The sequence below is a fragment of the Microbacterium sp. cf332 genome, assembly GCF_900102175.1.
Classification (GTDB): domain Bacteria; phylum Actinomycetota; class Actinomycetes; order Actinomycetales; family Microbacteriaceae; genus Microbacterium.
In genome coordinates this window covers 1,077,872-1,098,152 of the sequence record NZ_FNKN01000001.1, presented here as the reverse complement: position 1 = coordinate 1,098,152, position 20,281 = coordinate 1,077,872, and the positions used below count along the sequence as shown (strand labels likewise).

18 protein-coding genes and 1 tRNA gene are annotated in these 20,281 nt (G+C 71.0%); 9 read left to right on the top strand and 10 right to left on the bottom strand.

Features of this window, described 5'->3' with window-relative positions; genetic code table 11:
- Positions 1 to 16 precede the first annotated feature (16 nt).
- Positions 17 to 1,384 (top strand): NAD-dependent succinate-semialdehyde dehydrogenase, encoded by a 1,368-nt coding sequence (locus BLT21_RS05240; RefSeq protein ID WP_091500104.1) that lies wholly within the window; start codon positions 17 to 19, stop codon positions 1,382 to 1,384.
- Between the two features lie 79 nt (positions 1,385 to 1,463).
- On the opposite strand, the gene BLT21_RS05235 is transcribed toward BLT21_RS05240, so the two are convergent.
- The 3 genes from BLT21_RS05235 to BLT21_RS05225 form a co-directional block, all read right to left on the bottom strand.
- Positions 1,464 to 4,250, bottom strand: coding sequence for a hypothetical protein (locus BLT21_RS05235; protein WP_091500102.1), 2,787 nt, complete (start codon positions 4,248 to 4,250; stop codon positions 1,464 to 1,466).
- Positions 4,251 to 4,311: 61 nt separating this feature from the next.
- Positions 4,312 to 6,165: an HSP90 family protein gene (locus tag BLT21_RS05230; protein ID WP_091500100.1), complete on the bottom strand. Its 1,854-nt coding sequence runs from the start codon at positions 6,163 to 6,165 to the stop codon at positions 4,312 to 4,314.
- A gap of 173 nt (positions 6,166 to 6,338) precedes the next feature.
- A complete protein-coding gene (locus BLT21_RS05225) occupies positions 6,339 to 7,754 on the bottom strand; it encodes an HNH endonuclease signature motif containing protein (RefSeq protein WP_091500097.1) in 1,416 nt (471 codons plus the stop codon).
- A 247-nt stretch (positions 7,755 to 8,001) separates the two neighbouring features.
- Between BLT21_RS05225 and BLT21_RS05220 the strand changes: the two genes are divergently transcribed.
- The 6 genes from BLT21_RS05220 to BLT21_RS05195 all read left to right on the top strand — a co-directional run bounded on the left by BLT21_RS05220 (position 8,002) and on the right by BLT21_RS05195 (position 12,002).
- Positions 8,002 to 8,074 (top strand) — tRNA-Trp (locus tag BLT21_RS05220).
- Between the two features lie 44 nt (positions 8,075 to 8,118).
- On the top strand, positions 8,119 to 8,376 hold the full coding sequence (secE, locus tag BLT21_RS05215) for a preprotein translocase subunit SecE (protein WP_091500094.1): 258 nt from the start codon (positions 8,119 to 8,121) through the stop codon (positions 8,374 to 8,376).
- A gap of 74 nt (positions 8,377 to 8,450) precedes the next feature.
- The gene (nusG, locus tag BLT21_RS05210; protein WP_176786814.1) at positions 8,451 to 9,512 is read left to right on the top strand and encodes a transcription termination/antitermination protein NusG; all 1,062 of its coding nucleotides are present in this window, start codon (positions 8,451 to 8,453) and stop codon (positions 9,510 to 9,512) included.
- 214 nt (positions 9,513 to 9,726) lie between these two features.
- A complete protein-coding gene (gene rplK, locus BLT21_RS05205) occupies positions 9,727 to 10,158 on the top strand; it encodes a 50S ribosomal protein L11 (RefSeq protein WP_091500090.1) in 432 nt (143 codons plus the stop codon).
- A 13-nt stretch (positions 10,159 to 10,171) separates the two neighbouring features.
- Entirely contained in the window at positions 10,172 to 10,861 is a 690-nt protein-coding gene (rplA, locus tag BLT21_RS05200; RefSeq protein ID WP_091500088.1) for a 50S ribosomal protein L1, read from the top strand.
- A 97-nt stretch (positions 10,862 to 10,958) separates the two neighbouring features.
- Entirely contained in the window at positions 10,959 to 12,002 is a 1,044-nt protein-coding gene (locus BLT21_RS05195) for an NAD(P)H-dependent flavin oxidoreductase (protein ID WP_091500085.1), read from the top strand.
- A 67-nt stretch (positions 12,003 to 12,069) separates the two neighbouring features.
- Here the strand turns inward: BLT21_RS05195 and BLT21_RS05190 are convergent, their stop codons facing one another.
- Together BLT21_RS05190 and BLT21_RS05185 are read right to left on the bottom strand one after the other, a co-directional pair.
- Positions 12,070 to 12,345, bottom strand: a complete 276-nt coding sequence (locus BLT21_RS05190) for an acylphosphatase (protein ID WP_091500083.1) — start codon at positions 12,343 to 12,345, stop codon at positions 12,070 to 12,072.
- A gap of 42 nt (positions 12,346 to 12,387) precedes the next feature.
- Positions 12,388 to 13,005: a LysE/ArgO family amino acid transporter gene (locus tag BLT21_RS05185; RefSeq protein WP_256335920.1), complete on the bottom strand. Its 618-nt coding sequence runs from the start codon at positions 13,003 to 13,005 to the stop codon at positions 12,388 to 12,390.
- A gap of 71 nt (positions 13,006 to 13,076) precedes the next feature.
- Here BLT21_RS05185 and BLT21_RS05180 point away from each other — a divergent pair, with 71 nt between their 5' ends.
- A complete protein-coding gene (locus BLT21_RS05180; RefSeq protein WP_091500079.1) occupies positions 13,077 to 13,982 on the top strand; it encodes a LysR family transcriptional regulator ArgP in 906 nt (301 codons plus the stop codon).
- A 125-nt stretch (positions 13,983 to 14,107) separates the two neighbouring features.
- On the opposite strand, the gene BLT21_RS05175 is transcribed toward BLT21_RS05180, so the two are convergent.
- From BLT21_RS05175 to BLT21_RS05165, 3 genes are all read right to left on the bottom strand, one after another.
- Positions 14,108 to 15,136 (bottom strand): NADP-dependent oxidoreductase, encoded by a 1,029-nt coding sequence (locus BLT21_RS05175; protein WP_091500077.1) that lies wholly within the window; start codon positions 15,134 to 15,136, stop codon positions 14,108 to 14,110.
- 142 nt (positions 15,137 to 15,278) lie between these two features.
- Positions 15,279 to 15,800 carry a MarR family winged helix-turn-helix transcriptional regulator gene (locus BLT21_RS05170; RefSeq protein WP_091500702.1) on the bottom strand — a complete coding sequence of 174 codons (522 nt, stop codon included), beginning with the start codon at positions 15,798 to 15,800 and terminating at the stop codon, positions 15,279 to 15,281.
- Between the two features lie 10 nt (positions 15,801 to 15,810).
- Entirely contained in the window at positions 15,811 to 17,481 is a 1,671-nt protein-coding gene (locus tag BLT21_RS05165; RefSeq protein ID WP_091500075.1) for an MDR family MFS transporter, read from the bottom strand.
- 228 nt (positions 17,482 to 17,709) lie between these two features.
- On the opposite strand from BLT21_RS05165, the gene BLT21_RS05160 reads away from it, so the two are divergent.
- On the top strand, positions 17,710 to 18,222 hold the full coding sequence (locus BLT21_RS05160; RefSeq protein WP_091500072.1) for a 2'-5' RNA ligase family protein: 513 nt from the start codon (positions 17,710 to 17,712) through the stop codon (positions 18,220 to 18,222).
- 46 nt (positions 18,223 to 18,268) lie between these two features.
- On the opposite strand, the gene BLT21_RS05155 is transcribed toward BLT21_RS05160, so the two are convergent.
- Both BLT21_RS05155 and BLT21_RS05150 read right to left on the bottom strand, forming a co-directional pair.
- Entirely contained in the window at positions 18,269 to 18,928 is a 660-nt protein-coding gene (locus tag BLT21_RS05155; RefSeq protein WP_091500070.1) for a YqaJ viral recombinase family protein, read from the bottom strand.
- A gap of 173 nt (positions 18,929 to 19,101) precedes the next feature.
- A complete protein-coding gene (locus tag BLT21_RS05150) occupies positions 19,102 to 20,076 on the bottom strand; it encodes a hypothetical protein (protein WP_143024940.1) in 975 nt (324 codons plus the stop codon).
- Positions 20,077 to 20,281: the final 205 nt, after the last annotated feature.

Genomic DNA, 20,281 nt, shown 5'->3' with positions numbered 1-20,281 from the left:
ACACGAAGGAGAACCGATGAGCACGTATGCCGTGACCAACCCCGCCACCGGCGAGACCCTGGCGACGTACGACCCCGCCACCGACGCCGACGTCGAGCACGCTCTCGCCGCCGCCGACGAGGCCTACCGCACGTGGACGCGCGTGGTCGCGCCCGCCGAGCGCGCCGCGCGTCTGCGGCGCGTCGCCGAACTGCACCGCGAGCGCCGCGACGACCTCGCCGCCATCATCGTTCGCGAGATGGGCAAACCGCTCGCCGCGGCCGAGGGCGAGGTCGACTTCGCCGCCGACATCACCGCGTACTACGCCGATCACATCGACGAGATCACGGGCGACAGCCCCATCCCGATCGAGGGCGACGGCACCGCCGTGATCCGGCGCAGTCCGCTCGGCGTGCTGCTGGGCATCATGCCGTGGAACTTCCCCTACTACCAGGTCGCCCGTTTCGCGGCCCCGAACATCGCGGTCGGCAACACGATCGTGCTCAAGCACGCCCCGCAGTGCCCCGAGTCGGCCGCGGCGATCGACGACATCTACCGCGACGCGGGCTTCCCGGCCGGCGTGTACACCAACCTCTACCTGAGCAACGATCAGGCCGCCGACGTGATCGCCGACCGGCGCGTGCAGGGCGTGTCGGTGACGGGCTCGGAGCGTGCCGGGGCCGCGGTCGCCGAGATCGCCGGGCGCAACCTGAAGAAGGTGGCCCTCGAGCTCGGCGGATCCGATCCGTTCATCCTGCTGTCGACCGACGATCTGGATGCCGCGGTCTCGGCGGCGGCCGAAGCGCGGCTCGACAACGTCGGCCAGTCCTGCAACGGGGCGAAGCGCTTCATCGTGATCGACGGGCTCTACGACGCCTTCGTCGAGAGGTTCGCGGATGCACTCGCCGGCGCGAAGGTCGGCGATCCGTTCGCGGACGACACGGTGCTCGGCCCGCTGTCGTCGCTGACCGCTGCGGAGCGTCTCGCCGAGCAGGTCGACCGCGCGGTCGCGCAAGGGGCGACCCTGGTCACGGGCGGTAGCCGCGACGGAGCCTTCTATCCCGGAACGGTCCTGACGGGCGTCACGCCCGACATGGACGCCTACCGCGAGGAGTTCTTCGGTCCGGTGGGCGTCGTCTACCGCGTCGCCGACGAGGCCGAGGCGGTCGAGCTGGCGAACGACACCCCGTTCGGCCTCGGTTCGTACGTGTTCACGACGGATGCGGATCAGGCGGCGCGCGTCGCGGACGCGATCGACGCGGGCATGGTCTACATCAACCTCGTGCTCGCCGACGAGGCGGGCCTGCCGTTCGGCGGGGTCAAGCGCAGTGGCACGTCGCGCGAGCTCGGCCTGCTGGCAGCCGACGAGTTCGTCAACAAGAAGCTCATCCGCACCGGACCCTGATCCGGCTCGCAGAGGCACGAGGGGCGCATCGAGCTGATCGGTGCACCCCTCGGTGTCAGGCGTGTGGTCAGGCGGGTCATCAGGCTTCGAGCAGGGCGCGTACCTCGGCGGCCTCGGCGGGGCGGCCCAGCGCGTCGTACACGTCGCCGAGCTCGCCTGCAGCCACCTGCAGGAGCGGCGGTATCGCCGCCGCTCGCTCGATGACCGACCGGTACAGCGGCACCGCGTCGGCGGGGCGGGCGTTCTGCGTGAGCACGCGGGCGGCGAACAGTTCGGCGGCACCCGCGGATCCGCCGTCGCCGATCTCGGCGAAGGCGTCGGCGGCTTGCAGCGCGGTCGCCACGGACTCGTCGGGACGGCCGAGCATGACGAGCGCGCGGGCCCGCGAATCGGTGATGTCGGCGACGAGCCAGGGGGCGCCCAGGGCATCCGCGATCTCACGCGCCTCGTCGAGGGCGGCGATAGCGTCCTCCTCGCCCCGCGCCGCACGCACCTGGCCCTCGGAGTGGCGCGCCTCGGCGAGCAGCGCGGCCTGGTCGGGGTCGGACCGCGCGATGGCGACGGCGGTCTCGAGCGAGCCGAGCGCGTCGTCGAGCTCGCCGAACCGGTGCAGCAGGCGCCCGTGCGACAGAAGCGCGTTGGCTCGGCCGGCCGGCGCCCCGCCCTCGTCGAAGAGCTCGGCCGCGAACTCCCAGGCCCCGACGGCGCGCCCGGGCTCGCCGGCGTCCTCGAACGCGCGGGCGAGCAGCATGAGCGTCTGAGCGCGTGAGGCGGCGGGTTCGTCGCGGTCGGTCTCGTCGGTGTATACGGTCACCAGCAGCTCGGCGGCCTCGTCGGCCGAACCCGAGGCGAGGAGCGCCCGCGCGAGCCGGTACCGCACCCCGGTCGCGGGGTCTCCGGCTTCGCTTGCGGCGCTCTCGGCGAAACGGTAGCGCGCGACGGCCTCCGCCGGCGCTCCGGCGTCTTCGGTGAGGGCGGCGGCCAGGACGTACGCTCCCGCCAACACGCTGCGAGCATCGAGCTCGACGAGGATGCGGCAGAGCTCGTCGGCGTCGGCTGCGCCCTCGGCGAAGCGCTCCTGACCGCCGCGGGTGCGAGCGCGCAGCCCGAGGAGCCGAGCGCGCATCCCCGCGCCGAGATCCCGGTCGTCGAGCGCGGCCGCGATCGTCGCGGTGCACGCGTCGAGCTCGCCGACGGCGCCGAGGAACGACGCGCGGGCGAGCGCCACGGTGTGCCGCAGGCCGTCGTCGGCGAGAGCGGCGGCTCGGTCGGCGGCGTCGTCGAGCAGCGCGCGCGCACCCTCGGCGTCGGCCTCTGCCGTCGCCACCGCGAGCACGACCGCGACGGCGACACGCGAGCGCGGCGGCAGGCTCTCGGCGTCGGCCGACAGCGCACGCAGGGTGTCGACGTCTTCGGGGGTCGTACGGCCGGCCAGTGCGAGCCCGGCGCGCCGCTCGACGTCCGCCTCGTCGTCCCGGCCATCGGCATGGAGCGCCGCGATCCGGGCCTCGTGCGCCGCGAGGGCACCGTCGATGTCGTCGCGAGCGAGCAGCGCGCTGCGGCGGATGGATTCGAGCTGCGGCCGCTGAGCCCCGGACGCCTCGGGGATGGCCGCCTCGGCGGCGGCGAGGGCCTCGACGGCACCGTAGTCGCCGAGATCGATGGCGCGCTGGACCGTCTCAGCCGAAGACCGTACCGCGATCGGAGCCGCACGCGGCAGCAGCGGCTCTGCGGACAGAGGCAGCGCGTACCGCTCGCGTCCGACGGCCCAGGCGCGATCGAGTCGCCGTCGGTGACCGTCGGTGCCGTCGCGGCGGTCGAAGGCGCTCGCGATCCGCTCGGCCTCGGCGCGCATCACCGCGGCGAGCTCGGCGGCGTGCCAGGGCCCGTCGTGCACGCCGAAGAAGCCGCGCAGCCGATCGGAGTCGGCTCCGCGGACGACGGTGCCGGCGTGACCGGCGGCGCTGACGGCCTCGAGCGCGACCGCGAACGCGGCGAGGGCGGAGAGGTGGCCGTCGACCCCGAGGGAGTCGTGCGCCAGCCAGTCGAGGTGGCGTTCGACCAGCGACAGCGCCCGCGCTTCGTTGCCGGTGATCGCGCAGAAGACGATGTTGTCGGCGACGATCGCGAGGTTGTCGGCGTTGTCCTTCGCGAGACGGTAGCTGCGCAGGTGCGCGAGGCGGGCCTTCTCGAACTCGCCGGTGTGCAGGTACGGCACGAGCGAGCGGGCGAGGGCGTGCTCGGGCTCTTCGCCGCACGAGAGCTCGCCCTCGACGAGCTCCTCGACCAGGCGGATCGCCTCGCCCTCGCGATCGGTGTCGATCAGGAAGCCGGCGACGACGCTGCGGACGCAGGCCTCGCAGTGGCTGTGGCTGTCGCGGGGGGTCGTCTCCAGCTGTGCGCGCAGTCGTTCCGCCTCCTCGAGGCGGCCGGCCATCCAGGCCGTCTCGAAGCGGGCCATCAGCACTCCGCTCTGCCCCAGCCCGGCCGCGCGATAGTGCGACTCCATGTCGTCGAGCACCGCAGCGATCTGCTCGCGATCGAACGCCGGCGAGCTCGCCAGGCTGTCGGCCATCCACTTGAACTGCCACATGAGATCGGCCGTCTCGTCGCCGAGGTCGGCGGGGAAGCGGCCACGATCACCGTCGTGCTTCCCGAGGCACCAGGCGAAAGAGGTGAGCATCGTCTCGGTGTCGCCCGTCATGCACGCCGACGAGGTCAACCGCATCCGCGCCCGGTATTCGAGGGGCTCGTCTCCGGCTTCGACGGCGAGCGAGATCGCCTCGTCGATGAGGGCGCGCTCCTCCGGGCCGACGGGGGTGCGGTCGATCTGCTCGAACAGGTCGAGGATGCGGTCGCTGCTCATGCTGTCCTTTCGTGAGGCGCGAGGTGCGCGAGCGGAGGGGATGTCGCGAAGAGCGACCCGGTCAGGAGGACGGACGCGCGGAGAGCTCGACGAGCGCACGGAGAGCGTTCGTCATGAGCACGCGGTCGTCGCCGCTCAGCGGCCGCTGCGCCGCGAGGAGGGCTTGCACGTAGAGCAGGTGCACCGTGCGGGCGAACGCGTCGTCGCCCGGGACTCCGAGCAGGGAACGGGTGACCGGGCTCTTCCAGTTCAAGCAGAGCCGCACGCCGGTCGTCGCGGCCTCGTCCGCGGCGCCGGGGCGCAGCCGCTGGGCGGTGGCGTCGATGCGGTCCATCACGCTGCCCCACAGCGGGCTCCCGACCGAACGGGCACGGCTGCGGTCGATCGCGCGCAGCGCATCCGCGCCGGCGAGGTAGACCGCGGGGATCTCGTCGGTGTCGATCGAGCGGACCACGACGGTGCATCCCACCGTGGCGAGTGCCGCCGTCGCGCGCGCCTCGAGCCCGAGCACCCGCTCCCGGTCGTCGAGCGGCGGCGGGTCGAGCCGGTCGAGCTCGTCGAGGACGTCGACGTGTTCGACCGCGACGCCGTCGAAGACGAGCGGGAACAGACGCACGAGCTCCGCGTCATACAGATAGCCGCCGTTGACGAGGGGCTCACGGGGGTCGGCGATCCCCGCGACCTGCCGGTACTCGTCGACGGTCTCGACATAGCGGATGCGGGAGTGACGGCCGACCAGGTCGCCGACGCGCATCCGGCCGTGCGTGGTCTCGACGCTCAGCCACCGCACGATAAACGCCGCGAGCTCGTCGTCGTGGCGGACGAGTGATTTGAGCGCGACCTCGTGGATGGCGACGAACTGTGCGAGTCTCTGGGGTTCGGTGAGGCCGAGGTCGAGCACCCAGCGGCGGATCGCGGCTCCGAGCTGTTCGCGGGTGTGCTCGAGCGCGTCGTCCTCGACGAGGCTCTCGCGGCTGGCGGTCGGCCTGAGCGCGGTCGAGTCGATCACGGCGCGGACGAAGAACGCCCACGGGGGAAGGATGTCGTCGGCGTTCTCGCTGAGCAGCATGCGACCGAGATACACGCGGGTCGCCTGTCGGGCGCCCGGCGGGGGTGCGAAGGGCAAGACGTAGGCCGTGCCGACGGTATCGGTGCCGGGTACGCGGAGCGGGATCACGTCGAACGGTTCCTGTCCGAGCAGGTCTCGGCCGTACGCCCATCGGGCGGCCTCGTCGACCTCGCCCGCTCCAGCCCGGAAGGCGGGTGTGCGCGTCGTGAGCCGTTCACCTCCGGCGGGCAGGTCGACGCGCACCGGGATGGGGAGGAACTCTCCGAAGGTCTCGGCGAGTTCGACGGTCGCCGCGGTGCTGAGGAGTTCGCGATGACCGGGACGCGGCCGCAGATGCACGCTCGTGCCGACCGGGAGGTCGTCCGCGACCGTCGTGACCGTGAACGTGCCGTCGGCGTTCCCCCGCCATTCGACGGCGTCGCCGCCGCGGGCGCTGCGGGATCGGATGACGATGGTCTCGGCGACCATGAAGCACGCCAGCAGCCCGATTCCGAACTGACCGAGGAAATCGCTGCGCGGCAGATCGAAGATGTCGCGCTTGGAGCTGCGGCCGACCGTGGCCAGCAGCTCGGTGACCTCGCTCTCGGTGAGGCCGATGCCGTCGTCTCGCACGACGAACTCGTCGCTGCGATCGCTGAGCGGGGTGATGCGGATGCCGCTCGACTCGCGCCCGAGGCCGGAGGGGGAGGCATCCGCGTCGAGTTCGGCGCGCGCCGTGATCGCGTCGCAGGCGTTCTGCATCAGCTCGCGCAGGAACACGCGGGGGCCGGAATAGATGTGCCTGCTCAGGAGGTCGACGATGCCGCGAAGGTCGACCTGGAACTGCTGTGATCGTCCGCTGTCCATCCGCCTGATTTCGTTCTCGGGTGTTCGTCACCGGCGGCGTGGTCGGTGCCTCAGGGAGCGTAACAGTTCCTGGTGAAACGTATTTTCTGGGCGCCGTCCAGATACGACGCGCCCCGACAGATCGACGGCCCGCGCGTCGAGCTGTCGGCGCGTGGTGCTCAGAAGGGCGGCGATCAGAAGGGTGGCGGATCCCCGGTCTTTTGGTCGTGGACACTTCGCCGAGGACCGGGTGGGGGATCGGCTGTGCTGGGGGTGAAGCAGACGGCCGGTATCGGGACGTCTTCGCGGTAGATCCGGCCCCGTGGTGAGGTCCACTCCAGAACGCCCCCGCCGACCTGTCGAACCTGCCAGCTGGTGAACTGCTTCATGGAGTGGTGTCGCTGGCAGAGATGCGCGAGGTTGCCGAGGTGGGTGTGCCCGCCGAGGGCGTAGTCGCGGGTGTGGTCTATCTCGCAGCGGATCGCGGCGAGGCGGCATCCGGGGAACCGGCAGTGCTGGTCCCGGGCTCTCAGCAGCTTCGCCATCGCCGCCGTCGGCCGGTAGGTGTCGACCTCGACAGGGGTGCGGGTGATCGGGTCGACGAACAGCCGGTCCCACTCGCGGGTCTGTCCGGCGAGGCGGCGGGCGGTGTCGGCGTCGATCAGCCCCGCCCCGACGACCTCGGCCGGGTGCTGGTCCGAGCCGGTGAGTGATTCCGCGGTGATCGCGACCTGGACCCGCGCGCGGATCGCGCCGAGCCCGCCGGACCGGTCGATGCCGGTGGTGGGGTCGACGACGGGCGCGCCGGCGAGGACGAGGTCGCCGAGGATGTCGGCGCGGCGCTGATCCATCGTCCGCAGATCGGGCTCCGCCGCCGCATCCGCCGCCGCAGCGCCATCATCCACCGCCGCAGCGCCATCATCCACGGCCGCAGCGCCGGCATCCGCCCCGGCGTCCTTGAGCGCCTGTCCCATCTGGGTGAGCCGGTCGAACATCCCCGCAGCGATCACCGTCGGCAGCGTCGCCACGAGGTTTGACATCCCGTCCGGTCCGGGGAAGACCCGCACGCACCGCTCGGCCGCCGCGGCCCGGTGTCGTTCCGTGAACGACTGCGGATGCACCTGCGCCGCGAGTACTTCCAACGCGCCCTGCACCCGTGAGGGCACGTCCCGCTCGCACGCCGTGATCGCGGCCCGCTCGAACTCCCCGCGGAGCTCGAGCGGCACACCCGCCCCGACCCGGACGACGGCGTCCACGTGCCCGCGCTCGATGCGCCGCTCCACCCACGCGGCGAACACCGCCGGGTAGTCATCGACCACCGTCATCGCGTGATCGATCTCACGCTGCACCCGCCGGTCCGTGGACCGCGCCATCCCCGCGGCCTCGGCCGCGACCGACCGCAGCTCCATGTCGGACGCCATCCCGCGCACCCCGCCCTGCCGCGCCTCGCGCAACGCCGACCGGCCCAGCTCCGCCAGCGCACGCACATGCGCGACCTCGCCGGCATGGCGGAGGGCGAGCGCCCCGTCGTACGCCGAGAACGCGTCTGCGTGCGGCGACGAAGACGACCCGATAGAGCCGCCGGAGCTGCAATCGTCGTTCGTCTGCATGTTCCCACTATGGCCGCCCGCTCCGACATCGCATTCGAATCCCCGTTCGTACGTGGATAGAAGCGCAACCGTGACGCCGGGGGGAGGAGGCGGCGCGGCGGTCGTGCCGACGTTCGCGACGGTCGCGGTCATGACGTACACTGGGAGAAGCAGTCGAAATCTGCATTCTTTCGCCATGCCCAAGCGTCCTCGACGTGATGAGCGGCGTCAGAACGCAGACGCAGACCCCGGGATCCAGTGGATCTCTAGGGCGGTAGCTCAATTGGCAGAGCAGCGGTCTCCAAAACCGCAGGTTGCAGGTTCGATTCCTGTCCGCCCTGCGCGTCGGCGTCAGCCGGCACACGGAAGGTATCAGGTGGGTTCGATGGTCCAAGAGGGTGGCGAAGTCGTCGCCGCAGGTGGCGCGCCCCGTGAGAAGAAGCCCAACATCTTCGCGCGGATCATCATCTTCATCCGCCAGGTCTTCGCCGAGCTCCGCAAGGTCGTCACGCCGACCCGCCAGGAGCTCGTGAAGTTCACGGCAGTGGTCCTCGGATTCGTCGTCGTGATGATGGCGCTCGTCTACGGCCTGAACGTCCTGTTCTCGTGGGTGACGACCGTCGTCTTCGGCGTCCCGAGCTGATCGACGGGCCCCTCCCGCACGACCCGCGAGTGCCTGCTGCGCAGGCACCCCGATATTCGATGGAAGAGAACGCAGTGTCAGAACGCATCCCCGACGACGTCGATTGGGCCACGGCCGCCGAGCAGTCCAGCGAGGACGACGAAGCCCAGGAGGGCAACGTGCTCGCCGACCAGGAGCGCGCCTCCGACTCCGCCGAGCACGCGGCCGTCCACGTCGTCGACGACGAGGCTGACGAGGACGACACCGACCTCGACGGCGTTGAGATCGACGACCCCGAGGCCGACGCCGTCGTGAACGACGCGCTCGAGATCGACGAGACCGCCGAGGCCGAGGCCGCTGCAGAGGTGCTGACCGACTCCCTCGAGGAGGAGCTCGCCGAGCAGGCCGCCGACGCCGCCGACGAGGTCGAGCCTTACGACGGCCCCGAGCCCGACGCCGAGGTCTCGGACGAGACCGTCGACTACCTGACGGAGTTCGAGGCGGCTGCCGGCATCGAGATCTCCGTCGGTGACGACGAAGACCCCTACGAGTCGTTCCGCACCGAACTGCGCATGTTGCCGGGCAAGTGGTACGTCATCCACTCGTACGCCGGCTTCGAGCGCAAGGTGAAGGCCAACATCGAGCAGCGCAAGTCGACGCTCGAGGTCGAGGAGGACATCTATCAGGTCGAGGTCCCCATGGAGGACGTCGTCGAGATCAAGAACGGCCAGCGCAAGATGGTCACGCGCGTCCGGATCCCCGGCTACGTGCTCGTTCGCATGGAGCTCACCGAAGACACCTGGTCGGTCGTCCGTCACACCCCGGGCGTCACGGGCTTCGTGGGCAACGCTCACAACCCGACTCCGCTGCGTTTCGACGAGGCCTTCAACATGCTGAAGTCGCTCGTCGAGGTCAAGGAGGCTGCGCCTGCCAAGGCCGGCGCCGCGAAGGGCGTCGCCGCCCCCACCCGCAGCGTCGTCACCGAGGTCGACTTCGAGATCGGCGAGACGATCACGATCAAGGAAGGCTCGTTCGCCGGTCTTCCCGGTTCGATCAGCGAGATCAAGCCCGAGAGCGGCAAGCTCACGGTGCTCGTGTCGCTGTTCGAACGAGAGACCCCCGTCGAGCTCTCGTTCGACCAGGTCACCAAGCAGTAACGCGACGTCGCGTCGACGAGCGCCCCTCCGCCTTCTGGCGGCCGGGGCGCTTCGTCGTCCTGCCCGTCGCCGCAGCGCCCGGGAACGCCCGACATGCGGTAGTCTTGGGGAGTTTGCGGGCGCTTTCGCGTCCGCGCGACACGACCGCCGCTCGGAGATGCCGGGTGTGCGGGAGAGGGATGCCACCGGCATCCGCTCGAGGAAAGGAAAACGAATGGCACCGAAGAAGAAGGTGACCGGCCTGATCAAGCTCCAGATCAAGGCAGGAGCCGCCAACCCGGCGCCGCCGATCGGCCCCGCGCTCGGTCAGCATGGCGTCAACATCATGGAGTTCTGCAAGGCGTACAACGCCGCGACCGAGTCGCAGCGCGGCAACGTCATCCCCGTCGAGATCACCGTCTACGAGGACCGCAGCTTCACTTTCATCCTGAAGACCCCGCCCGCGGCGGAGCTCATCAAGAAGGCCGCCGGCGTCGCCAAGGGCTCGCCGACGCCGCACACGACCAAGGTCGCGAAGCTCACGAAGGACCAGGTCCGCGAGATCGCCGAGGCCAAGATGCCCGACCTGAACGCCAATGACATCGAGGCCGCCTCGCTGATCATCGCCGGCACCGCCCGTTCCATGGGCATCACGGTCGAGAGCTGAGGGGGAGAACACAATGGCTAAGTCCAAGGTTTACGAAGCAGCCGCGGCGAAGATCGACCGCGACAAGTTCTACAGCTCCACCGAGGCAGTCGCTCTCGCGAAGGACACCGGGTCGAAGAAGTTCGACTCGACCGTCGAGGTCGCGCTGAAGCTCGCCGTCGACCCGCGCAAGGCGGACCAGATGGTCCGCGGCACGGTCATCCTGCCCCACGGCACCGGCAAGACCGCGCGCGTCATCGTGTTCGCGACCGGCCCGGCCGCTGAGGCCGCGATCGCGGCGGGTGCTGACGAGGTCGGCGGCGCCGAGCTCATCGAGAAGGTCGCCGGCGGCTGGACCGCTTTCGACTCGGCCGTCTCGACGCCCGAGCTCATGGGCCAGGTCGGCCGCCTGGGTAAGGTCCTCGGTCCCCGAGGCCTCATGCCCAACCCCAAGACCGGCACCGTGACCCCCAACCCGGCCAAGGCCGTCGAGGAGATCAAGGGCGGAAAGATCGAGTTCCGCGTCGACAAGCACGCCAACGTGCACTTCGTCGTCGGCAAGGCGTCGTTCTCGGCCGAGCAGCTCGAAGAGAACTTCAACACGGCGGTCGAGGAGATCGTCCGTCTGAAGCCCTCGAGCGCCAAGGGCCGCTACATCCAGAAGGGCGCCGTGTCGACCACGTTCGGCCCCGGCATCCCGCTGGACGTCAACGCGCTCGTCTGATCGCAGTTCGATCGAACGGGGTCTCGCCTTCGGGCGAGGCCCCGTTCGTCGTCTCCCGGCCCACACGCCGGGACGGTCGTCGCGGTACCGTCGGATCATGACCGCAGCTCTGACGGACCTCCTCGGAATCGACCTTCCGGTGATCCTCGGACCTTTCGGCGGGCTGTCGTCGATCGAGCTGACCGCCCTCGTCAGCGAAGGTGGCGGGCTCGGCTCGTACGGTCTCTACGGCTACGACGCAGCGCGCATCGCCGAGACCGCGGCCCAGATGCGTGAATGCACGTCTCGCCCCTTCTCACTGAACCTCTGGCTTCCCCTCGGCGACGAGGTCGGGCCCGAGACCGTCCGTTTCGCGCCCGCGCGCGACGCGCTGCGCCCGCTCTACGAGGCTGCGGGTGCCGCCGCTCCGGAGCCTCCGGAACGCTTCCTGCCGCCGCTCGCGGAACAGCTCGACGCCATCTGGGATGCCGCCCCCGCGGCGCTCAGCGTCGTGTACGGCGTGCCGAGCGCCGACACTGTCGCCGAGGCCCACCGGCGCGGTATCCGAGTCATCGGTACGGCCACGTCGGTCGCCGAGGCCCGCGCCCTCGAGGCCGGGGGAGTCGATCTCGTCGTCGCGAGCGGCGCGGAGGCGGCCGGGCACCGCGTTTCGTTCCTCGCCGCCCCCGAGCGGTCGCTCGTCGGCACCCTGGCGCTCGTCCCGCAGGTGGTGGATGCCGTCGACATCCCCGTCGTCGCTGCCGGGGGCATCGCGGATCGTCGCGGTGTCGCAGCCGCCTTCGCCCTCGGGGCTGCGGGCGTGCAGGTGGGCACGGCGTTTCTCCGCACCCGGCAGTCGGCCGCCTCCGACGGCCACCGAGCGGCCATCGCGGCCGCTGACGACACGACGACCGTCCTCACCCGCGCCATGAGCGGCCGCCTCGCCCGCGGCATCCCGAACCGTGCTGTGCACGACATCGAGGCCGCCGGGGTGATCGCTCCGTTCCCGGCGCAGAACTGGCTCACCGCGGTCTTCCGGACCGCGGCCGGCGGAGACCCGGAACTGTCGTCATTGTGGGCCGGCCAGGCTGCGGCGTTGGCCACGCGCGAGGATGCGGCAGAGGTGCTCCGCGAGCTGGCGAGCGGGGTTCCCGCGCGCTGACCCGTCGCGCAGCCGGACCGGTCTCGTCGAGGCCGGAGCCGGCCGCACGAGCGCGATCCCCGCGGTCTCAGCGGGTGTCGCGCACCTCGAAGCCGGTTGTGCCGGAGACCGGAGCATCCGTCACGCGGGTGCGATCGACGCGGGCGCCCGGGGGACCGTTCGCCAGCCAGGCGAGGACGTCGTCGACAGCATCATCCGGTCCCTCGACGACGGCCTCGACCGTTCCATCCGACCGATTGCGCACCCATCCTGCGACGCCACGGCGTTCGGCTTCGAGACGCAGGCTGTACCGGTATCCGACGCCCTGGACCCGGCCCTCGACGTCGACGTGAACGCTGCGCATGACCTCATCCTGCCGCACCTCGTGACGTACCGGTGCGCTGGATCAGGGCCACACCAAGCTCATCGCGAGCGCGATCATGACGAGGGCGACGAACGCGTCGAGCACCCGCCACGCGCGCGGCGTCGCCAGCACCCGGCCGAGCATCCGTGCGCCGTACGCGAGGCCGAAGAACCACAGGACGCTGGCCGTGACCGCCCCGACGGCGAACCAGCCGCGCTCGCCGCCGTGGGTCGCGGCGATGCTCCCGAGGAGGAAGACGGTGTCGAGATAGACGTGGGGATTGAGCCAGGTCAGCGCGAGGCAGGTGAGGACGACGGCGGTGCGCCGCCGGGCGACGGGACGCCCACCGGCCGCGCCCGCGTCGAGCGAGGCACCGCTCGGGCGCCAGGCACGCCGCGCCGCGAGGAGGCCGTAGGTCAGCAGGAACGCCGCCCCCGCCCACCGCACGACCGGCACGAGCCACGGGACGGTCTCGAGCACGAGCCCGAGACCGGTGACCCCGGCGACGATGAGTACCGCATCCGAGGCCGCGCAGATCGTCGCGACCAGCAGCACGTGCTCGCGCCGCACGCCCTGGCGCAGCACGAAGAGGTTCTGCGCGCCGATGGCGACGATGAGGGACAGCCCGAGACCGAAGCCGGCGAGAGACGCTGTGAGCACGAGTCGAACGTACGGACGCGTTGCGCTACAGTCCAGTTCATGAATCTGCATGTGATGAAGCACAGCTGAAGATGCGCGTTCCGTCCGAACTCGTCGAGACGCTTGCTGTGATCCTCGATGAGGGCAGTCTCGACGCCGCCGCACGTCGTCTGCACATCACGCCCTCCGCCGTGAGTCAGCGCATCCGGGCCCTCGAGCGCGTCGCGGGTCAGGTGCTGCTCGTGCGTTCGAAGCCCGCCCGCGCGACCGAGGCGGCGCATCGCTTCGTCCGGTATGCGCGGCAGCTCGCGCTGCTCGAGCGCGACGCCTTCGCCGGTCTCGACGATGTGGTCACGAGCGTGCCCCTCGCCGTCAACGCGGACTCGCTCGCCACGTGGTTCCTGCCTCCCCTCGCGCGGGTCGCCGCCACGCACGGCGTCGTGTTCGACCTCCATCGCGACGATCAGGACTTCACCGCTGGGCTGCTCGAGTCGGGCACGGTCACGGGGGCGGTCACGTCGCGGCGGATCGCGGTGGCCGGATGCCGGGTGAGCGCCCTCGGCGCCCTGCGGTACGAGGCCGTGGCGACGCCGGCGTTCGTGGACCGTTGGTTCCCCGCGAGTGCGGGCGCGGACGCCGGTTGGGGGCCCGACGCCGACGGGCTCGCGTCGGCACCGGTCGTGGACTTCGATCGCCGCGACGAGCTGCAGACGCGGTGGCTGCGCGGCGCAGGGGTGGACGCCCACACACCGCCGCGGCACCGCGTCCCGGCCTCGCAGGACTTCGCGACCGCGGTGCTGCTCGGCCTGGGGTGGGCGCTGCTGCCGACGCTTCAGTCGCGCGCGCACGTGGAGCGGGGCGAACTGGTGCGGCTCGGCGGAGAGGACATCGTCGTGCCGCTGTACTGGCAGCAGTGGAACCTCGCCTCACCGCTGCTCGACGCCGTCGCCGACGAGGTGGTCCTCGAGGCTCGACGCGTGCTCGAGCCCGCGACCTGAGCCCGGTCTGCCCGAGATCGGTTCGCCGAGAGCGCACCCTCATCGCGAGAGCGTCCCTGCAATGGTGCGCGGTGGGCGCGAGGGAGCGTCCTCGGCGAGATCCCGCCGACCGGCGGGGGAGGGACTCAGCTCTCGGCGATCGTGAGCACGACCTTGCCGCGCGCGTGACCCCGTTCGACCTCGACGTGCGCCGCGGCGACGTCGGCGAGGTCGTGCACGCCCTCGACGAACACCTGGATCGCGCCGGAGTCGAGCAAGCGCCCGAGTGTCGCCAGGACGCTGCCGTCCGGGATGACCTTGTACCCCGTCGCCCGCACGCCCGCCGCGGCAGCGGCCTCGGCGTAGCCCGGCCACCCGCCGGTCGGCACCATCACGTAGAGGCCTCCCGGTCGCAGCACCTCGAGCGAGCGCGATCCGGTGTCGTCGTGGACGTTGCCGACCAGATCGATCACGACATCCATCTCGCTGACCACGTCCTCGAACCGCGTCGTCGCATAGTCGACGACGACGGAGGCGCCCAACTCCCGCAGCCACGGCAGGTTCCGCTCGGAACCGGTCGCGGTGACCTGTGCTCCGAAGTACGCGGCGAGCTGCACCGCGAAATGGCCCACACCGCCCGAGCCCGCGTGGATGAGCATCCGCTGGCCCTCGTGGGCGTGAGCCGTCTCGACGACGAGTCCCCACGCGGTCAGTGCGGCGAGGGGCACGCCCGCGGCCTCGACGTGCGAGAGGCTCGCGGGCTTGCGGGCGACCGACAGCGAGGGCACGACGGCGTACTCCGCGTAGCTGCCGCCCGACCGCGGGAACGGCAGCATCCCGAACACCTCGGCGCCGGGCTGGAGCTCGTGCGTCTCGTACGGGCTGGCCACCACGACGCCGCTGAAGTCGAACCCGAGCGTGCTCGGCCACCGGTCGATCAGTCCCGACACGCCGCCGCCGGAGCGGGTCTTGACGTCGATGGGGTTGACGCCGGCGGCGACGATCCGCACGAGCACCTCGCTCAGGGCGGGAGAGGGCACTGGGATCTCGGCGATGCGAAGCGTTTCGGGACCGCCCGGCCCGTCGAAGACGACGGCTCGCATCGTCTCGGGCGGCGCCTCGACCGCGGCGGCCGGGTGGGAGGCTGTTGCTGTGCGCAGCGGCCGGAATCTCATCCGTCGCTCCTTCCTCGCGTCGCCGACGTCGGCAACGGTGATGCTCGGTGGACCTCAGTCAACCGTGACATTGTCTCGCCCGTGTTACGGAGCGGTCACCGAGGGGAGAAGCTCGTCGCGTCCGGTCGGAGCCGGACGTCGATCACTCCGGCGTCTCGGACGCGGAGAGGGCGTGCAGCAATCGGGTCAGTTCGCGGATGTCGTCGACGTGCCATGATTCGAGCGCCGTGATGAGGGAGTTCTCGCGCGGGGCGCGGACCGCGTCGAGCCGGCGCATGCCGTCGGGCGTTGCCGAGAGGAGGCTCGACCGACCGTCGGCGGGGTCGGGGGTGCGCTGCACCAGCCGCAGCTCCTCGAGCTCGCGGACCGTCCGGCTGATCTGTCCCTTGTCGGAGTGGAGCGTCTCCGCGAGGGCCGACAGGGTGATCTCACCGCGTCGGGCGATCGTCGTGAACACCTTGTACGCGCCGGGCAGCATGCCGGGGCTCAGCCGGTCGGCGTTCTCGGCGAAGAGACGACGGACGTGCGTGAACAGCTCGCCGAACTCGAGCTCGAGAGCCCGCACGGCCGCCGCCCTCACTTGGGCGGACGGCGACGCGGCGGGGCCCGCGGTCCCGGGGGCGGTCTGCCCCCGGGACTCGTCGGACACTCGTGCTGCGGACATCCCGATCACCTTATCGAGCCGACCGGCGCGATCCGGTGCCGGCGCGGTCGTCTCCGGCGGCATCCGGGATGGTGCCCACCGAACCGGTGGCGGTCAGCACGCCCATGCCCTCGGGCACCGAGACGGTCGCGAGGTCGGCCTCGCCGGCCTGCAGGCGCTCGGTCGTCGTCATCGTGGTGAGCGGCTTGTTCGGCAGGAAGACGATCGCAATGAGGCTCAGCACCGCGAACGGCACGGCGATGAGGAACGAGTGCGAGATGCCGGTCGCGTAGATGTCCTCGAACACGACCCGCAGCGCCTCGGGCATCGCGGACACCTGGGGGAGCGTCCCCGACTGCAGCTGGGTGGCCCAGGTCTGCGCCTGATCTCCGAGCGACATGAGCGCGCCCTGGATGTCGTCCCGGCGCTCTCCGACGAGGGTGGTCACCTGCGAGGCGAGCGCCGCCCCCATCACCGAGACGCCGATCGTGCCGCCGAGGCTGCGGAAGAACGTCACACCCGAGCTGGCGACGCCGATCTCGGTCGGGCTCGTGGTGTTCTGCACGACGAGCACGAGGTTCTGCATCGTCATCCCGACGCCGGCGCCGAGCATCGCCATGTAGAGCGAGACGAGCGTGAAGTCGGTGTCGTAGTGGATCGTCGACAGCATGGTCGATCCGGCGATGAGGAGCGCGGCTCCGACGATGAGGAACGGCTTCCACTTACCGGTGCGCGTGATGAGCGCGCCGACGCCGATGGAGGCGACCAGCAGACCGCCGATCATCGGGATCGTCATGACGCCGGCCTCGGTGGGCGTGGCGCCGCGGGCGAGCTGCATGTACTGACTGAGGAACACCGAGGCGCCGAACATCGCGATGCCCGTCGCGATCGACGCGATCACCGAGAGGGTGAAGGTGAGGTTGCGGAACAGCGTGAGCGGGACGAGGGGCTCGCGCACCTTCAGCTCGGTGACGACGAACAGAATCGCCGCGAGGACGGCGCCGCCGACCATGAGGAGCGTCTCGACGCTCATCCACTCGAACGAGTCGCCGGCGAGCGTGACCCAGATCAGCAGCAGCGACACCGACGTCGACAGCAGGACGATGCCGAGGTAGTCGATGCTCGTCTGCTTGCGCTCCCGCGGCGCGATGTGCAGCGTCCGCTGGACGATCAGCAGCGCGGCCACCGCGACGGGCAGCGAGACGAAGAAGTTCCAGCGCCAGCCCCATGCGTCGGTGATGACACCGCCGAGGAGCGGTCCGCCGATCGTCGCGACGGCCATCACGGCCCCGAACAGGCCCATGTAGCGACCGCGCTCGCGCGGGCTGATGATGTCGGCCATGAGCACCTGGCTGAGCGCGGCGAGTCCGCCCGCGCCGATACCCTGGACGGCTCGGAACGCGATGAGCATCTCGGGGCTCTGCGAGAAACCGGCGGCCGCGGTGGCCAGCACGAAGATGACGATTGCGAGCTGGTACAGGACCTTGCGGTTGGTGAGGTCGGCGAGCTTGCCCCAGATGGGGGTCGAGATCGCCGTGGTCAGCAGCGTCGCAGTGACGACCCAGGTGAACGCGGTCTGCGTGCCTTCGAGGTCGTGGATGATCACCGGCAGCGAGGTCGAGACGACGGTCGAGGCGAGCATCGACACGAACATGCCGAGCAGCAGCCCCGACAGGGCTTCGAGCACGGCGCGGCGCGACATGCTCTTCCCTTCGTGGGGAACGGACGGGGAAGCGGACATGAGTCCTCCTGGAGAATCGGACGGACGCGGCGGCGCTGGCACGGGATCGTCGTGGGACGGGTTCTTCGATAGCCGATGAGGGCGTAAGTGGTTGATGAAAGTCAACCGTTGAGATTGGTCAACTATATGTCCAATCGTTGAGTTGCGTCAACTATTCCCGGGGTCGGTCGAATCGGGGAGGATGGGGGAGTGTTCAGCGTCGAGATGATCCCGGATGGTCGCGTCGACGCCGCCGTGCGCGGCGACTGGCAGCGGCTCGTCGATGCCGGCCTGCCCAGCGCCGGACGTCATCCGTCCGAGTCGAACCGCCCCCACGTCACCGTCGCCGTGCGCGACGAGCTGTCGGCTGACGCGGCATCCGCCCTGGCCCCGATCGCGGCGGCGATGCCGCTCGTGTGCCGCCTCGGCGGGCTCGTCCTCTTTCCCGCGCGAGACAGATTCGTGCTCGCCCGCCCGCTCGTCGTGACCGCCGAGCTGCTGCGTTTCCACGCCGACGTCGTCGAGCTGGTCGGGGAACCGCCCGAGCACTACGCCGTGACGGCGCCGGATCGCTGGACCCCGCACATCACGCTCGCGCGGCGAATGACGCCCGCGCAGGTGGGGCAAGCGCTCGAGCTTCTGGAGCCAGAGCCGGTCGAGGGTGAGCTGGCGGGCCTGCGCCTGTGGGACTCGGAGGAGAAGGTCGTCACCCCGCTGCGGTAGCGCTCGCGAGCTCCGGAGGTCGGCCGGGTATGCCGAGCGGTCGACGTCAGTCGGCGAGAGCGAGCGCGCGGAAGGGCTCGCGGGGTGCCGCGACGGGCACGCGCGGAGCCTCGGCTGCTCGGCGCTGCATCGTGCGGCGGTAGAGCTCGTCGATCAACTCTGTCGCGAGGTTTACCAGCAGCCGGATCTCGCGCTCGTCGCGCTCCACCCAGGCGCAACGGGGCTCGTCGCCGATGGGGACGAATCCGTCGTGCTGCTCCCAGACGACGAGGGTGCGCTCGGCCCCCAGTACGTGCTGCTGCCACCACACCTGGCGCAGGTAGGTGCGGGGGATGGAACGCCAGCTCTTGTTGGTGGTCTTGATCTCGGCGAGGGTCACGCGTCCGTCCGCGTCGACCATGACACCGTCGGGGGTCGCGAGGTGACGCTTCTCGACGACGGCGTGGAACAGCGCCGACGACGGCTGGATGCCGTGGGTCGCGGCCACCCACGCGGCGATCTCCGGCTCGCGGCGGCGGCCGTGATCGGTGTAGGCGTTGCCCGAGAAGCCGGAGCCCATGAGCTTCGAATCGGCCGCACGGGCGATCGCCTTCGGGCTCGTCAGGGTGGCGACATCCGTTGCGGTGATGCCGCGCGATCGCGCCCGGATCCACGCGACGCGGTCGCGGGAGTCCGCGACGATGCGAGCGGCGAGTTCGGGGGACACGCCTTCGACCCTAACCCCGTCCGCCCTCACTCCCACCCCTCCCCCTCGGCGTGCCCCCCACACCCCCCCACCCCCACCCCCACCCCCCACCCCGGCGCCGAGTGCATGGCATCCCATCGACTGCACGGCATCTGTGCGTGGATGTCCCGTGCACTCGGCGGCAAGCCGTGCGCTCAGCGGGGAGGGTGGATGTTGAATGCCCTGAGGTGAGCGGCGAAGGTTGCGGGGGAGGTGACGTGACGGGACTCCCAGCGCACGAGGCGGCGTCCGGTCGTGCCCCGGATCCAGTCCTCGCGGCGTTTCTCGGCGAGGACGGCGTCCTCGGCGGAGCGCGGGGAGCGGAGGCCCGGGTCGAGGTATTTGCCGACGCCGTCGCACTCGCCCCAGGCGTCGGCGTCGTCCAGGCCGAAGTCGACGCGGTACCAGCCCGCGCCGCGTGGGCCGGCGATCGGCACCTGCAGCCGGACCGAACGGAAGCCGAGCTGGTGCAGCCGGAACCGGCTGACGCTCTCGAGGGTCGACTCGGCCCGGCCGTCGGCGAAGCCCGCCACCCACCGGGCCCGCCTGATCCCGCGCGCCGCCCCCGCCGCCGCGACCCGAGCGGCCATCGCGGTCCGCCATTCGTCGGGGGAGCGGCCCGTGCGGTCGCACCAGAGCCGTTCCGCGCGGTCGGCCATGACGAGCGCCGCCTCGGGGGTCATCGTGCGCGCGACGTCGAATACCGTGCGCCCGAGGGAGGTGCAGCGGATGCCGTTCACCTGGACGACGTCGTGTGCATCGAGAGGAGTGCAGTGCCGGAACGCGTCGGGGCCGCTGGAGACCCGGGCGCCCGGCGCCGTCGTGAGGTGAACGCGGGCCGGTCGGAGGCGATAGAGATCGAGACCGTGCAGCACCCCGGCGGACTCGTGCGAGACGACCGCGTGGCCGTGCACCTCGTGGGCGACCGCCATCACATGGAGCAGATGCGCATCCTCGGCATAGAGCTCGTCGAACGCGGCTCGGTCGACGTACCAGCCGCGTCGCACGTGCACCCGGATGCCGTCCCGGACCGAACGGTCGATCGAGCGTTCGCTCTCACCCGCCACGAGCAGGTCGCGTCGGCGGTGGAGCAATCCCCACACCTCATCCGGTCCTCGTCGTCTGCGCATCCCGCCCATGCTCACCCCCGACCTCCCTCCCACCCCCACCACCCCACCCATGTGTGGACCCCCCAAACCACCCCCCATGTGTGCAGAACTCGCGGCCGGCGCCGAGCGCACGAGAACGCGCCCGGTGCACGGCAACCCTGCGCAGCGTTGCCGTGCACTGGGCGGGATGCCGTGCACTCGGCGACGAGCGGGGGGATTTGGGGGA

What these genes read in the sequence shown, in the direction of transcription:
- BLT21_RS05240 (WP_091500104.1), top strand. Translation starts at nt 17, where the DNA reads ATGAGCACGTATGCCGTGACCAACCCCGCCACCGGCGAGACCCTGGCG.
- BLT21_RS05235 (WP_091500102.1), bottom strand. Translation starts at nt 4,250, where the DNA reads ATGAGCAGCGACCGCATCCTCGACCTGTTCGAGCAGATCGACCGCACC.
- BLT21_RS05230 (WP_091500100.1), bottom strand. Translation starts at nt 6,165, where the DNA reads ATGGACAGCGGACGATCACAGCAGTTCCAGGTCGACCTTCGCGGCATC.
- BLT21_RS05225 (WP_091500097.1), bottom strand. Translation starts at nt 7,754, where the DNA reads ATGCAGACGAACGACGATTGCAGCTCCGGCGGCTCTATCGGGTCGTCT.
- secE (WP_091500094.1), top strand. Translation starts at nt 8,119, where the DNA reads ATGGTCCAAGAGGGTGGCGAAGTCGTCGCCGCAGGTGGCGCGCCCCGT.
- rplK (WP_091500090.1), top strand. Translation starts at nt 9,727, where the DNA reads ATGGCACCGAAGAAGAAGGTGACCGGCCTGATCAAGCTCCAGATCAAG.
- rplA (WP_091500088.1), top strand. Translation starts at nt 10,172, where the DNA reads ATGGCTAAGTCCAAGGTTTACGAAGCAGCCGCGGCGAAGATCGACCGC.
- BLT21_RS05195 (WP_091500085.1), top strand. Translation starts at nt 10,959, where the DNA reads ATGACCGCAGCTCTGACGGACCTCCTCGGAATCGACCTTCCGGTGATC.
- BLT21_RS05190 (WP_091500083.1), bottom strand. Translation starts at nt 12,345, where the DNA reads ATGCGCAGCGTTCACGTCGACGTCGAGGGCCGGGTCCAGGGCGTCGGA.
- BLT21_RS05180 (WP_091500079.1), top strand. Translation starts at nt 13,077, where the DNA reads ATGCGCGTTCCGTCCGAACTCGTCGAGACGCTTGCTGTGATCCTCGAT.
- BLT21_RS05175 (WP_091500077.1), bottom strand. Translation starts at nt 15,136, where the DNA reads ATGAGATTCCGGCCGCTGCGCACAGCAACAGCCTCCCACCCGGCCGCC.
- BLT21_RS05170 (WP_091500702.1), bottom strand. Translation starts at nt 15,800, where the DNA reads ATGTCCGCAGCACGAGTGTCCGACGAGTCCCGGGGGCAGACCGCCCCC.
- BLT21_RS05165 (WP_091500075.1), bottom strand. Translation starts at nt 17,481, where the DNA reads ATGTCGCGCCGCGCCGTGCTCGAAGCCCTGTCGGGGCTGCTGCTCGGC.
- BLT21_RS05150 (WP_143024940.1), bottom strand. Translation starts at nt 20,076, where the DNA reads ATGCGCAGACGACGAGGACCGGATGAGGTGTGGGGATTGCTCCACCGC.